Source organism: Ideonella flava, assembly GCF_051857595.1.
Classification (GTDB): domain Bacteria; phylum Pseudomonadota; class Gammaproteobacteria; order Burkholderiales; family Burkholderiaceae_C; genus Ideonella.
In genome coordinates this window covers 164,053-177,760 of the sequence record NZ_JBPZHD010000009.1, presented here as the reverse complement: position 1 = coordinate 177,760, position 13,708 = coordinate 164,053, and the positions used below count along the sequence as shown (strand labels likewise).

The 13,708-nt window shown below is 67.1% G+C and carries 16 protein-coding genes; 15 read left to right on the top strand and 1 reads right to left on the bottom strand.

Translation table 11 applies throughout. The annotated features are described in order from the left end of the window. Position 1: 1 nt before the first annotated feature. Positions 2-1,048, bottom strand: coding sequence for a hypothetical protein (locus tag ACS5PM_RS20400; RefSeq protein ID WP_439389522.1), 1,047 nt, complete (start codon positions 1,046-1,048; stop codon positions 2-4). Between the two features lie 203 nt (positions 1,049-1,251). On the opposite strand from ACS5PM_RS20400, the gene ACS5PM_RS20395 reads away from it, so the two are divergent. From ACS5PM_RS20395 to ACS5PM_RS20325, 15 genes are all read left to right on the top strand, one after another. After that, positions 1,252-1,710, top strand: coding sequence for a DUF5675 family protein (locus tag ACS5PM_RS20395; protein WP_439389521.1), 459 nt, complete (start codon positions 1,252-1,254; stop codon positions 1,708-1,710). Between the two features lie 29 nt (positions 1,711-1,739). Beyond that, positions 1,740-2,129 carry a DUF4280 domain-containing protein gene (locus tag ACS5PM_RS20390; protein ID WP_439389520.1) on the top strand — a complete coding sequence of 130 codons (390 nt, stop codon included), beginning with the start codon at positions 1,740-1,742 and terminating at the stop codon, positions 2,127-2,129. 129 nt (positions 2,130-2,258) lie between these two features. Then, entirely contained in the window at positions 2,259-2,858 is a 600-nt protein-coding gene (locus ACS5PM_RS20385; RefSeq protein WP_439389519.1) for a Pvc16 family protein, read from the top strand. After that, positions 2,855-3,325, top strand: coding sequence for a hypothetical protein (locus ACS5PM_RS20380; protein WP_439389518.1), 471 nt, complete (start codon positions 2,855-2,857; stop codon positions 3,323-3,325). The genes ACS5PM_RS20385 and ACS5PM_RS20380 overlap by 4 nt, the downstream gene beginning before the upstream one ends. Then, the gene (locus tag ACS5PM_RS20375) at positions 3,322-5,265 is read left to right on the top strand and encodes a phage tail sheath family protein (RefSeq protein ID WP_439389517.1); all 1,944 of its coding nucleotides are present in this window, start codon (positions 3,322-3,324) and stop codon (positions 5,263-5,265) included. The genes ACS5PM_RS20380 and ACS5PM_RS20375 overlap by 4 nt, the downstream gene beginning before the upstream one ends. 29 nt (positions 5,266-5,294) lie before the next feature. Further along, on the top strand, positions 5,295-6,575 hold the full coding sequence (locus ACS5PM_RS20370; RefSeq protein ID WP_439389516.1) for a phage tail sheath family protein: 1,281 nt from the start codon (positions 5,295-5,297) through the stop codon (positions 6,573-6,575). Between the two features lie 23 nt (positions 6,576-6,598). Then, a complete protein-coding gene (locus ACS5PM_RS20365; protein ID WP_439389515.1) occupies positions 6,599-7,048 on the top strand; it encodes a phage tail protein in 450 nt (149 codons plus the stop codon). Continuing rightward, positions 7,045-7,410 carry a phage tail assembly protein gene (locus ACS5PM_RS20360; RefSeq protein ID WP_439389514.1) on the top strand — a complete coding sequence of 122 codons (366 nt, stop codon included), beginning with the start codon at positions 7,045-7,047 and terminating at the stop codon, positions 7,408-7,410. The genes ACS5PM_RS20365 and ACS5PM_RS20360 overlap by 4 nt, the downstream gene beginning before the upstream one ends. After that, positions 7,353-7,583: a DUF6760 family protein gene (locus ACS5PM_RS20355; protein WP_439389513.1), complete on the top strand. Its 231-nt coding sequence runs from the start codon at positions 7,353-7,355 to the stop codon at positions 7,581-7,583. The genes ACS5PM_RS20360 and ACS5PM_RS20355 overlap by 58 nt, the downstream gene beginning before the upstream one ends. A gap of 36 nt (positions 7,584-7,619) precedes the next feature. Next, complete coding sequence (locus ACS5PM_RS20350; RefSeq protein WP_439389512.1) at positions 7,620-8,069, top strand: phage tail protein; 450 nt, start codon at positions 7,620-7,622, stop codon at positions 8,067-8,069. Between the two features lies 1 nt (position 8,070). After that, positions 8,071-10,809 carry a hypothetical protein gene (locus ACS5PM_RS20345; RefSeq protein ID WP_439389511.1) on the top strand — a complete coding sequence of 913 codons (2,739 nt, stop codon included), beginning with the start codon at positions 8,071-8,073 and terminating at the stop codon, positions 10,807-10,809. Continuing rightward, a complete protein-coding gene (locus tag ACS5PM_RS20340) occupies positions 10,800-11,510 on the top strand; it encodes a CIS tube protein (protein WP_439389510.1) in 711 nt (236 codons plus the stop codon). Before ACS5PM_RS20345 ends, ACS5PM_RS20340 begins: the two co-directional genes overlap by 10 nt. Further along, positions 11,507-12,595 carry a phage late control D family protein gene (locus ACS5PM_RS20335; RefSeq protein ID WP_439389508.1) on the top strand — a complete coding sequence of 363 codons (1,089 nt, stop codon included), beginning with the start codon at positions 11,507-11,509 and terminating at the stop codon, positions 12,593-12,595. The genes ACS5PM_RS20340 and ACS5PM_RS20335 overlap by 4 nt, the downstream gene beginning before the upstream one ends. Further along, entirely contained in the window at positions 12,592-13,245 is a 654-nt protein-coding gene (locus ACS5PM_RS20330; protein WP_439389506.1) for a phage baseplate assembly protein V, read from the top strand. The genes ACS5PM_RS20335 and ACS5PM_RS20330 overlap by 4 nt, the downstream gene beginning before the upstream one ends. A 12-nt stretch (positions 13,246-13,257) precedes the next feature. Continuing rightward, positions 13,258-13,698, top strand: coding sequence for a GPW/gp25 family protein (locus ACS5PM_RS20325; protein ID WP_439389505.1), 441 nt, complete (start codon positions 13,258-13,260; stop codon positions 13,696-13,698). Positions 13,699-13,708 lie beyond the last annotated feature (10 nt).

Genomic DNA, 13,708 nt, shown 5'->3' with positions numbered 1-13,708 from the left:
ATCAGCTGACCAGTTGGAAGCGCTCTCCGGCTTCCCAGGTGATGACGGTGCGGCCGGAGGCGACGCTGCCGTTCACCTCCTTCACGGTGACGCGGATGGATGCGGCGGTGAAGGTGGCCGCCGGCACCTTGAAGCGCGGGGCGCGCAGCACGCCGGCGAAGCCAGCGTCCATGCCGCGCAGGATGCCGGCCTGGTGGAACTGCCCCTGGTTCGCGAGCGGCGCGGCCAGCGTGTACTCAACGCCGCCGGCGGTCGCCACCAGCTTGACCTCGACGAAGACGAGCTTCAGGTCGCCACATTGCACCGAGAGGGGGGCGAACCAGTCGAGGTAGCTGCCTTGAACGGCCGAGTCGTTCAGCATGCTCAGCAGCCAGCTGGGGGACCGGTCCATCTGCAGGGTGTACCCGGCCGCGCTTCCCTTGCCGTCGATGGTGATCGTCCAGCGCGACCCGCCGCGCGGGTTGGTCGACAGCGCACTCACTGCGGTAGATGTGCCGCGGCCGGCCGTGAAGCTGATGGCCGAGCCGGCTGGCGCGACGCCGCTGCACCCGGTGCTGCTGATGGTCACCTGAGAGGCTGCCACGTTGCCCCACAGGCCCTGGGCGTAGTTGCGGTTCTTGCCGCCGTCGGGATCGAGCGCGGTGTTGACCAGGTTGGTGTCCGGCAGCACCCCCATCTCGGGCGAGATGTGCGGCGCCATGTGCCGCAGCAGAGTGTCGGCGAGGACTTCGCCACGAACCGCGGACCAGGGATAGGCCGCATGCACGCCATCGTCGGCCAGGGCTGCCAGCTCGGGCCAGCCGTTGCTCACGTCGTCGCCCGGCGCGGCATCGAAGGCCGAGTAGTTCTGGATCATCGCCTCGCTGCACGGGACCACACGGACGAACGGGTAGAGGCGCGGCAGCTCGGTCCACATGCGGCGCAGCAGGGTCTGTGCGGTCGTGTAGACGCTGCTGGTGGGCGTGATGAGGCGCGAGGCCGATGGCGTCTCGACAAGGATCAGGCGCGGTGCGCAACGATCGCGCAGCTTCTCGATCAGCGTCTTCAAGGCACTGAACGCCGCCGTTGGGCTGGCGCCGAAGGCATTGATGTTCCCAGCGAAGTATCGAACGAGCACACCCGAAGGCTGGTGATCGACGCGGCGAGGAGCTTGCACGAAAGCGGATCTCTCTCGCTTGTCGTCTCGTTTGAGGATTTCCAGTTGCGCGCTCCCGTCGCACACTTTCCGCGACAGGACCGACAGGAGGGCTCATGGATGTCTTGGTTGATCGATTCATTTCCGACAACGACACGACCATCAGTCATGTCCTTGTCGACGGCCAATTCATGTGCTTTGGATTGGAGGATGAGTACCGCGCCGAAAAGGTGATGCATGAAACGCGCATTCCTGCAGGTCGCTATGCCGTGAGGATGCGAAACCAAGGGTCGCACGACAGTCAGTACCGCGCGCAATTTCCGGACATCCACCGAGGGATGCTCCACGTGCGCGACGTGCCGGGTTTCGAGTTCATCCTCATTCACTGCGGCAACACGCAGGCCGACACCTCGGGCTGCCTTCTGGTGGGCTCGGGCGCGGTGACGGATGTCGGAAACATGTCGATCTCCAGCAGCCGCTCCGCTTATCGAAAGTTCTATCCGACGGTGATCGATGCTGCGCTGGACGGCGATCTGTGGATCACCTATGTCGACAGCGACCTGGGCGCGTCCTGAAGCGGGCTCGAATCCACGCAGGCGCGCCGATGCCTCAGCACGTTTGCAATGGCGCGACGCTGATGTGCAGCTTCGGCCTGGCCCCGAGTCAGTTGATCGTGCTGCCGACCGACAGGGTGCGCACGAGCAACCAGCCGGCAGCGACCATCAACGATCACCAGCCCATGACCAACATCACTCCGTTCGGCATGTGCACGAGCCCGAGCAATCCGCAAGTGGCTGCGGCGACCGCGGCTGCGCAAGGCGTGCTGACGCCCCAGCCTTGCCTCCCGGCCACGTTCACGCCCTGGGTGCCGGGCGCGGCGACCGTGCTGCTCGGCGGCAAGCCATCGCTGGACAACACCTGCGGCTGCAACTGCCTTTGGGGCGGAGCGATCCAGGTCACCAACCCAGGGCAGTTCACCGAGTCGATTCCTTGAGGTCCGACGCAGCATCCACAGAGCAGATGATGATCGCGCACCTCTCGCACGCCACGATCCGACACGACAACGGTCATTCCTCCATGGCGATGGACAAAGGCACGTTGGGCCTCACCTTGGAGAAGTGCGTTGATTCATGATCTCGATCGATCGCTGGAGGTGCTCCTGTCGGAGGAGCTGGCTGCGTTCGGGGCGGATGCGATCAGCATCTCATTTGCGGCGCCGGACTCGAACTTTTCCGCCCGACTCCCGGCGATAGACATGTTCCTCTACGCCTTGCAGGAGAACCTCGAGCTGCGCGGCAACGATGAGTTCGTCACCGTGGACGAAGGGCGCAGAGAAGCCACGCGGCGTTCGGCGCCGGTGCGAATCGATGCGTCGTACCTCGTCACGGCGTGGCCGGGATCCTCCGCAGATCCGATACGGGACGAGCACAGGCTGCTCGGCGCGGCGATGGTCGCACTGCTGAGGCACCGCCGCCTGCCGCAGAAGTACCTGCGCGGGGACCTGGCGAAGTCGCTGCTGGCGCTGCCGACGACGGCCATGCAGACCAGCCGGCTGCAAAGCATGGGCGAGTTCTGGCAGGCCATCGGGGGACGCCCGAAAGCGGCGTTGCACTACATGGTCACGTTGCCGGTCGACGCGTTCAGCAGCCTCGAGCCCGCGCCACTCGTGCTGGATCGGATCTTCGATGTGAAGGCACTGCCTCCACAGGAGGCGGCGCCGTGAACGACACATCGCCGCGCACCCGCGATCTCGGTCGCGATGTCTGGCTGGTCTTGCTCGGCGGCCGCGTCGTCGATCCGCGCCGTCGGCTCACCGGTGGTTGGCTCGAGCTCTTTCCTGCCGACGAAGAGCAGGCGCGCGTGCCATCGAGAGTTCGGCATGCAGTCTTGCGCACCGACGGTACGTACTTCTTCAAGCTCAAGCTCAACACCAGGCGCGTGCGAGAGGCCGACAACTACCTGCTCCTCGCAAGGCGCCCCGGCGTCCCGGTGTTCGATGTCGAACGCGGCTGTTATCGCCGGACTCCGGATGCCATCTTGTTTCGCGCCGAAGTGCGCATCGACGCGGCGGCCGCCGCCGTTGATCTGCGTCGGCAGAAGAGTGCCTTCGACATCGTGATCGAACCGCCGCGAGCAGCGGCGTCGATCAACGATTCTTCAGCGGCCTTCGAACCAAAGGAAGCGACATGAGCAGACTGTCCTATGCGACCCCCGGGATCTATACCGAACTCATGCCGTCAGCGCGGCAACCGATCTTCGGCGTGGGCACCAGCACGGCGGCGTTCATCGGACTGGTGCCGGAGAAGATCTGGGTGCCGGTGCCGAACCCCGACTACGACCCGGTGCTGACGAGAAAGATCGCGGAAGCGAGGAACAACGCCCTTGCCGGCAAGTCAGACGAGGAAATGGCCGGCGTGCTGGAGGACATGAACCGGCGAGTCGACGAGAAGAAGGTGCAGGAAGGGGATCGCCAACGAGCCTTGACGAACGCGCGAGCGGCGCTGCGCCAGGCGCAGACCGCTTTCGAAAACGCCACCAACAGAAACCGTCGGGCGGCCCTCGAGGCCGCTATCCCTCCGGCGGAGCAGGCGGTGGCGAGTGCCATGAACAAACTTGCCAGCGCCACGCGAGAGCGCGAGATCGTGGCGGGGCAACTGGAAGAGATCAAGCAGATGCTCGCCAGGCGAGGCCAGCCGGTCGATGCGTCCCCGCCTGCCCCAGCGATCGCCCTGGCGCCAGCTCCGGATGCCGCGCCGGAGGCTGAGCCGAGCGCCGCCGCCGCTGAGGCGCCGGTGGTGGACGCAGTCCCGGCCCCGGCCCTGCCGGCCAGTCCCCCCGCGCCCGTGCCCACCGGCACAGGCAACGGGGACCGGCCCTCCATCGAGAAAGAGGACGTGGCGTATCAGGACAGTGAGCCGGAGAAATCCTGGCAGGAGCCATCGCCGCTGCGTCCGTACTACTTCGAGCAAAGGTCGGTGAATGCCGATTCGATGGCGGTGAAGCTGTGCACCAATTTCTCCGAGTATGTCCAGCTCTTCGGAGACTTCTCGGGCTTCGAGATCGAGCCGGAGAACCCGGGAGAGAAGCCCGAGCTGCGCCGCTTCAAGCCCCTGCATCCCGGGCATCACAAGCTGACCCATGCGGTCTACGGCTTTTTCGCCAATGGGGGCACCGCGGCTTACGTCGCCCGCATTTCCCGCATCGACCAGCTGACCGCCTTGCTCGAGAAACTGGAATCCAACGAGGAGGTGGCCATCCTGGCTGCGCCTGGATTGCCGAAGCTGGCGTCGGTATGGGAGCAGCTGGAGTCCTATTGCGAAAGCGACGACCGGGTCAACGTGTTCGCGGTGCTCGACTCGTCACTCGTGCTGAACGACGGCGAGTCGAACAACTTCTCGGTCGACCGGCTGCAGTACCAGGACACCGGCGACGAATCGGACCTGCCGCGCAAATGTGCCCATGCCGCCTACTACGCGCCGAACATCGAAGTCAGCTGCCCTGCGAAGCTGCTGCAGGATTCCGATCCGGCGCGCGGCGTGCCGCCGAAGCAGGCCGGCCGTTGCTGCGTGCCGCCCAGCGGCCATGTGGCGGGCATCTACGCCCGCACCGACCAGGAACGCGGCGTCCACAAGGCGCCTGCCAATGCCATCGTGCGCGGCGCCGTCGGCGTGAAGTACCACGTCAGCAAGCAGAAGCAGGAGCTGCTCAACCCGCAAGGGGTCAACTGCATCCGGCCGTTCGACGCTGCGATGACGGTCTGGGGTGCCCGCACCGTCGGCGGGCAGAAGAACGCCGACCTCATGTATGTCAACGTCGTGCGTTTCCTGGGCTTCTTGCGCAAGTCGATCGAGCAGGGGACCCAGTGGGCGGTCTTCGAGCCCAACGACGCCAGGCTTTGGGCCCGCATCGTGTTGAACATCACCTCCTTCCTGACAGTGGTGTGGCGCAACGGCGCGCTGTTCGGCGTGACGCAGGAGGAGGCTTTCTACGTCCGCTGCGACGAAGAGCTGAATCCGCAGAGCGTGCGTGATCTCGGGCAGGTGATCACCGAGATTGGCGTGGCCATCGTGCGACCTGCCGAGTTCGTGATCTTCCGCATCGCGCAGTTCAGCGCTGAAGACCAGCGCTGAAGCGCGATGCCGCACCGAGAGCCACCGCGATGCGCAAGCCCTGGATCATCGACGAGACGGCCGGCGGTCTGTCGGGGCTGCGCATCGGCACGCAAAGCCGCATGCACCTGGCGAACCTGCCGCCGGACCGTTCGACGCCCATCTTCATCGGCTTCGGGACGATGCAGGAGTCGGCGCCGGCGCGGCGCGGCCTTGGTGATGGGCTCGTCGAATGCCGGCGGATGGCGCATTTCGATCGCGCCATCCTGCCCCATCGTGAGAGCTATCTGCGCGCGGCGGTGCGAGGGTACTTCGCCAACGGCGGCAGCTTCTGTCTCGTGCAAGCGATCCCCCCACGCGCCGAAGCCGCCGAACGGGCCAAGACCTTGACCTCGCTGATGCAGCGCGGTGGCCTGCTGGAGGATCGGACCGACGTCGACCTCGTCTGCATCCCGGACGCCGCTCACGCCCATGGGGCGCTGGCGATGGGGGAGGCGGACAGGATGACCGTCAGGGAAGCGCAGGTCAGGCATTGCGAAGACCTGGGCAATCGATTCGCCATTCTCGACGGGCCGGAGCAGGGGCCCGAGCGGGCCGCGGAGTCGCTGCACAGCGGCTTGCGCTCGGGCCATGCGGCCATGTACTTCCCCTGGCTGGTGCCCGATCCCGCCTGGAAGGAAGAGGGCCATCAGCAGACCTCCTCGCCGCAATGGCGGCATCCGCCGTTGCCCCGCGCATGGTCGGCGGTCGTCGGCCGGGCGGTGCCTGCCTGCGGCCACGTCGCGGGCGTCTACGCGCGCGCCGGCCGCGAAGCTGGCGTGCAACGGGCCCCGGCCAACATGCAAATCGAGGACGCTCTCGATGTTTCATGCATCACATCCCCGGACGACGAGGCTCGCCTGGGAGACGATCGCATCAACGTCCTGGTCTGCACGAAGTCCAGGGGAATCCGGGTTGCCGGTGCGCGCACCTTGAGCCGCGAGCCGCGCTGGGCCTATGTCTCGACCGCCCGTGTCGTCATCGGCTTGCGCCGCTGGCTCGAGCATGCGATGCGTGACCTGGCCTTCGAACCCGCGACACCGCAGTTGCGCGAGCGCCTGCGCCTGCGGATCTCGGAGCGCTGCCGCGAGATGTGGCGCGCCGGCGAGCTGGTCGGTGCCGATGCTTCGGAAGCATTCGAGGTGCGGTGCGACGAAGCGCTGAATCCGCCCGAAGGGCGTGACCTGGGGCAGGTCGTGGCCGAAATCCGGCTGGCGACCTGCGTACCCGCCGAGTACATCGAAGTCCGGATCCTTCTGGACGCCAACCGTTTCACCCTCACGGGGCGGTGAGCCCCCCAATCAGGAGTCAACCCATGCCAGCAACTTCAGATCGCCCCGTCGATGTGTATCGCGGCTTCAAGTTCCGGATCGTGATCGGTGGGGTCAATCGCGCAGGCTTCAAAGAGGTGGCGGGCCTGGACATCGCCAACGATGTGGTCGACTACCGCAATGGCGACGAGCCGACCCACTCGCGCAAACTCGCGGGCCTGGTGAAGTTCGCCAACATCACCCTCAAGCGAGGCGCGAGCGACGACCAGGATCTGCAGAAATGGCGAAGCCTGGTGCTGGACGGCAAGATGAGCGACGCCCGCAAGGACGGCCAGATCATCTACGTTGACGACGAGGGCAAGGATGCCGCCGAATGGGATTTCGTCGCGGCCTGGCCTTTCAAATGGACCTTGTCGTCGTTCAACGCGTCGTCCAACGAAGTCCTCATCGAGACGCTGGAGCTGGCCCATGAAGGGCTCAAGCGCGTGAAATGAGCGCGATCGCATTTCCGTTCACCCTGCCTCGCGGCTATGTCGACGGCGAGGGCCGCACCCATCGCGATGGGCGGATGCGGCTGGCCACGGCGCTGGACGAACTCGAGCCGCTCAGGCAGCCGAGCGTGCAGTCGAATCCGGCCTACCTGTCGGTGGTCATTCTTTCGCGCGTGGTGGTCGAACTCGGCGACGTGCAGGTGATCAGTCCGCGCGTGATCGAAGGGCTGGCGGTGGCCGACTTCGCGCACCTGCAGGACATGTACCAGCGGATCAACGCGCAGGGGGACGACCGCTTGGCCGTGCAATGCCCGTCCTGCGCGCATCGGTTCGAAGTGGAGGCACAGGCGTCGGGGGAGCGCTAGGCTGCCTCCCGGACCAGTTGCACCAGGAGGTGGCCTATCTTGCGTACTACTTGCACTGGCCGCGCTCCGAGATCATGTCGCTGGAGCACATCGAGCGCCGGACCTGGGTCGAGCAAGTGGCGCGCATCAATCGCAGCATCAATGCGCAGGCCGATGGAAGCGGCGGGACGTGAGCGCAGGTGCGCGAGGTCCCGCCTGGAGCACGAATCATGGTTCGCGTGACCGAAGATCCTCTTTCCTCGTTCAGCTTCGCGGTGTCGCTCGGCACCAGCGGCAGCTTTCGGCTGGGCGGCTTCTCGGAGGTTGCCGGCCTGGGTGCCGAGACCGAGATCCAAAGCATCCGGGAAGGCGGCGTGAACGAGGCCATGCACGACCTGGCGGGTCCGACGAAATACACCAGCCGGGTCGTGCTCAAGCGCGGCGTCACCACCTCGGCAACGCTGTGGAACTGGTATCGGGAAGTGCTCATGGGCACGATCCGGCGAGAGTTGGTGACCATCACCGTCCTGTCGGCCCAGAAGACGACGGCGTTCGCGTGGACGCTTCGCGATGCATGCCCCGTCAAGTGGATCGGGCCGGTGCTGAACGCAGGCTCCTCCGGGGTGTCGGTGGAGAGCGTCGAGTTGGTGCATCGCGGCATCGTGCTGCCGGGGGCCTGAGATGACGCAGAGCGCCCCAGCGATGCCCGAGGGCGTGCCCGCCTGGCGTGACAGCACCCTGGGCCAGGGAACGGTGCGGCGGTCTCTTGCGATGACGCAGACCTCGGCCTGGCTGTCCAGGGACCTGGCTGGCGGCGTGGGCATGGGGGCCGTCTGGAGCAGGCATCGGCAATTCCTGGCTCATCTGGCGAGCAGGCGCGGGGTCGATCGGCGCCTCAACCCGTGGGATGAGTCCGGGCCGGAGCGCGTGCTATTGCGGTTCGCGCGGGGGCATGGCGAATCGTCTGGCTTGCATGGCGCCACACCGCTTTCGCCGCGCAGGGCGGTGGCCAGGGTGGTCACCGAGGTTGCCGAAAGTGAGGTGGCGGCAGCACGGACGCTCGCGTCGGTGGCGGCATCGACGAACATGCCTGCGATCGAGGCAGCGACCGCACCTGCGAGTGCGTCCGCGGTCACGCCAGAGATTGCGTCACCGGCCGCGACAGCGACCGTGCCCGCGACCGTGCCTGCGAACGCACCTGCGCTCGCGCGGGCCATCACGATCCCGGTTCCTCGGTCGCTCGAAGGGCCTCCCGCCGAGTCCCCGTCCATGGGCGGCGTCGCCGAGGTCTCCCGGATGGACCGCGATTCGTCGGGCGTCCGCGAGCCAACGGGCATCGCGGTGCAGCGCCGACCCTTCGAAACGGCGAGGGAACAAACCTCGATGCTTGTGCCGGAGTCATCGGGGGCCGCCCCTTCGTTCGAGGAAGGCGGGCAGCCTGGCGTGATGGCCAGCATGCCCGGGCGAGATGATCCCTTGCGATCCATGGCGTTGATCGACATGCCCGTCGCTGCTCCGATGGCCGTGCGCGCGGCGGGCGGCGGCGACACGAAGGTCTCTCTGCAGGTCTCGCGGATGGAAGCGCCGGGCCCTGTCCCTGCGTTGGCGACCGGCGTCCGGCCGATGGCAGAGAGCGCGGGTGGGCGGCTCGGATCTCAGCTGGCTGCCGCGCCCCTGGCCATGAATGCCGTGCCCCCGGCACTGGATGCCGCACCATGGAGCGCGTCGCTGCCGGCGCACCGCTCATCGCTGCGGCTCGATGCGTCGCATGGCATGCCGCACACCGGCCTGCCCGGCATGCCGCACACCGGCCTGCCCGGCATGCCGCACCGTGCGCCGTCCGACGGGTCCGTTCTGCACCGGTCGGCATCGCTTGATGCGCGAGAGGAGGACCGCGAGACGCTCGCAGCGAGACCCGCCGCCGCTGCCGACACCACGGCGCTCGCCCCATTGCCGCACGGTTCCGCGGCGCGCGCGTGGGCTCCTGTCACCTGCGTGTCGGAAGGCGGCGGAATTACGGCTGCGCGCGGCGAACGTGCGATGGTCCTGGCACAGGCATGGCGACATGCGGGGAGGCCTGTCCACCACGAAGCGACAGGCGACGCTCAAGCCATCGCCCCGGTAACCTCCGCGGCCCTCCCCGACGCCGGCCCTGCCGCGCCCGCGAGGGAGGCCGCGCATTCGCGCGTCATGCGCGCAGCCACCGACCGTCTCGAAGCGCCGGGTGATGCTGGTGCAGACCTGCCGGCCATCGCGCAGACGGCGGGCGGCGCGTCGTCACACGACGAGGCTCATGCCTTGAGCCACACCCACGTGGTGCCGAACGAGCTGCCACCGACAATCGTGCGACCGACGATCACGCAACGGACGATCACGCAACGGACGATCGCGCTGGAAGGCGCCGATGCCGGTGCCGCGGCGCACTTGCCCGGCGGGCGGTTCACGCTGATCCGGCGAGCATCCAGCGTGAAAGGGCCTGAGCGGCGGCCGCGGATCGAGCCGGCGTCGAATCCATCCTTGGTGCTGCGGCACAGCGTGGGTGCTGCGCTGACCGCCAGGGCAGCTTCGATGCCGATGCACTCCACGAGTCCGATGGTGGCGCCCTCGCTCACGGCGCGGCACGTTCATGCCGCCGCCACGGATGCGGCGGCAAGACGTCAACTGGCGGATGGGCCACCAGGCCGCGTGCAAGATGAAGGGGCAGGCATGGTCGGATTGCCCCAGGCAGCCTCCACGACGTCGGCGCCTGTTTCGCCGTCGCACGAGCTGGTGCATGCGCTGAGCTTTTCGGGTGTGGACGAACACGCGGGGGCTCGCCGCGGTCGTTCGGAGGCGATCGCGGTCGTCGAATCAACGATGCCTGTGGACGTGGCACGTGCCGAAGATCCCGTGGCGGTGAGCAACGCGCAAGCCCTGACACTGAGGCAAACCTTGGTACCGAGGCAAGCCGTTTCAGCGTGGCAAGCCGGACCCCTCTTGCAGGCCGGGCCACCGGGGTTCGCCCGGTCATCGCCTCCTGACGCCACGTTGCGTTCGACGCCTTCACTGCCCCATGTATCCCCATGGCGCGCCGCCTTGACCGGCGCCGCGGTGCAAGGCGAACGGGTGGGGCCGGAAGCGGCGGACATCGCCGGCTTCGCCGGTGCGCCGGCGGGCCTGTCGTCGCAGATCTCGCTGGCACCGGCGGAGTCTTTCTCGAGCCCCGTGGGCATGGCACTGGCGGGCATGGCTGCGGCGGACATGGTCGCCATCGACATGGCCCCCGACCCTGGCTCCAGAGCCTCGCGGCCGCCCACGAGGGCGGCGGGTGCCGTGCCGTCCGATGTCGACGTCGACGCGATCGCCGAGCGCGCGTGCCGATTGGTGCTCGATCGGTTGGCCATCGAGCACGAACGGCGGGGGTTCGCGAGATGGAGCTAGAGAAACTCAACATCCTCATCGAGAAGAACGGCACGGCGCTCGAGTTCGGGGAACCGGGCTCCGACGACAGCCTCGAGGCGCTTTTCAATCCCGCCCAGCTTGCGTTGTCGCGCACCGTGAAGTGGGAGTCGCACGTCATGCAACGCGATGTGCTGGAGCTGCAATACGTCGGCTCGGAGCCGGCGTCGCTGGTCATCGACCTCACGTTCGATACCTACGACACGCCCAAGCCATTGGCCGAGAAGGATTCGGTGAAGACGACCTACATCGACAAGCTGATGGAGCTGACCCGCGTGGAGGATCACGGCGCGCTGCACCGGCCGCCCTTGTGCCAGCTGAACTGGGGGGTGAACCACATGCTCTTCCAGGGCGTGCTCGAGCAGTTGAACACGACCTACACCATGTTCCTGCCGTCGGGGTTGCCGGTGCGCGCGACGGCCCATTGCAGTCTCAAGCAGTGGCTCAAGGGCGTCGACGACCGCAAGAGGCAGAACCTGATGTCGGCGGACGTGGCGAAGGTCTGGATCGTTCAGCGCGGACAGACGCTCGCGACGATTGCCGCCAAGGAGTACGGCGACCCCAGGCAGTGGCGCGCGATCGCGAAGGAGAACGATCTCGACGATCCGCTCACGCTGTATCCCGGGCAGCGCCTGCTGCTGCCGGTCCGCCGCAGTGGCCTGGCGAAGGGGACGCGGCCATGAGCTCGCGCGACGGCTTCGACGTTCTGGCGCCGCAGCTCACGCTCAAGGTGCGCAACGAGGCATTGCCTGCACCTGCCGCCGCCGACGTGATCGGCGTGACGGTGCTCGAGGACATCGAGGCAGCCGGCATGGTCGAGTTCACCATCGCCGCCTGGGACGCGGGCGAGATGAGGCCTCGCTGGATTGATGACCGCCTGTTCGACGAGGGTGCGGCCATCGAGGTGCTGCTGGGCTATCGCGACGACCTCGACTCCGTGTTCCAGGGCGAGATCACCGGCTTGGAGCCGGAGTTCCCGCAAGGGGCCCAGCCTCGCCTGGTCGTGCGGGCCCACGACCTGCGGCATCGCATGATGCGCGCCTGCCGCACGCGCTCCTTCACGCAGTGCAAAGACAGCGACATCGCCGCCGAGATCGCCAGTGCGGTGAACCTGAGGCCGAACGTCGATGACAGCGGGGTGACGTTGCCCTACGTGCTGCAGCACAACCAGACCGACCTGGAGTTTCTGTCGGGGCGGGCCCGGCGCATCGGTTTCGAAGTCTGGGTACGGGGTGACGAACTGCTGTTCCGCCGCCCGGCACATACCGCGGAACCTGTACTGACCCTGATGCCGCAGGCCGACCTGCTGTCCTTCCGGCCGCGCTCGAGCACGCTGAGGCAGGTCACCCAGTTGGAAGTCAGGGGTTGGGACGTGACGAACAAGCGCGAGTTCGTCGGACGCGGCCAAGGCGGCGACGAACCTTCGGCCATGGCGGGCGTCGACGACGATCAGGTGCCGCAGGCCGGGCCGTCCCACACGCAACGCGCCGTCGGGGACGTGGCCAGCGCACGCGTCACTTCGCCGCTGCAGAGTCAGGACGAGGCAGATGCCATGGCGCGCGGCGCGTTCGCCGACATGGCGCTGGGCTTTATCGTGGCCGATGGCGTCAGCCTGGGCATGCCGCAGCTGCGCGCGGGAACGGTGGCGCGCATCGGCGGTGTGGGCGAGCGATTCGGGGGGGCGTACTACCTGACGTCGGTCGAGCACGTTTTCAGTCGCCGCGGCGGCTACCGCACGCGCTTTCGGGCGCGGAGGAACGCGCGATGAGCCCATTCGACCTGCTGCACCAGATGATGGGCGGTCCGACGGACGGCCATCGCTACTTCGGTGTCGTCTGCGGCGTCGTGACCAACAACCAGGATCCGGACGGCCTGCATCGCGTCAAGGTCCGCTATCCCTGGCTGAATCTCGAAGACGAGAGCCATTGGGCGCGCGTGGCCACGCCCATGGCGGGCAACGCTCGCGGCGTGTACTTCCTGCCGGAGGTCGACGACGAAGTGCTCGTCGCCTTCGAGCACGGCAGCCTGGAGCATCCGTACGTGATCGGCGCGTTGTGGAATGGCCAGGACAAGCCGCCGGAGGACAACCAGGATGGCTGCAACGACAACCGCAGCATCCACTCGCGCAGCGGCCACGTGATCCGGCTGAGCGACAAGAGCGGCGACGAGCGCGTCGAGATCATCGACAAGACCGGGAACAACCGCGTGGTCATTCACAGCCAGGACAACAGCATCCAGGTCGAGGCCACGGGCGACATCTCGGTGAAATCGACGAGCGGGCGCGTGAAGATCGAAGGCGTCGGAATCGACATCAAGTCCAGCGCGGACGTCCAGATCGAGGCGCAAAGCACGCTCTCGGCCCGCGCGACGAGCCAGATGAGCCTGAACGGGGCGATCGTCGACATCAACGGCTCGTGACAGGGAGGCGCCATGGACAATCACGACACACAGCAAAGCACGCGGGCACGGGTACCGACGCTGGGCCTGGGCTGGGCGTTTCCCGTGCGCCGCCAGGCCCTCGCCGAGGGCACGCTTTACGCCACCGTGTCCGACGAGGATGCGGTCGTTCGAAGCATGGCGCTGATCCTGGGCACGGAGCGTGGCGAACGTGTGATGCGGCCGGAATTCGGCAGCCGCCTGCATCGCCTGCTTTTCGCGGCCAACAGCCCGGCCACGCGTGCCGCGGCCGAGTTCGAGGTGCGTGAGGCGCTGCTGCGCGATGAGCCGCGCATCGACCTGCTGCAGGTGCGTGCGAGCGCGGCCGGAGAGCGCGGCGAGCTGATGCTCATCAACATCGAGTATCGGGTCCGCAGCACGGACAACCGGTTCAACCTCGTCTATCCGTTCTACCTGGATAGAGCGAGCGCCTGAGAGCAAGGTC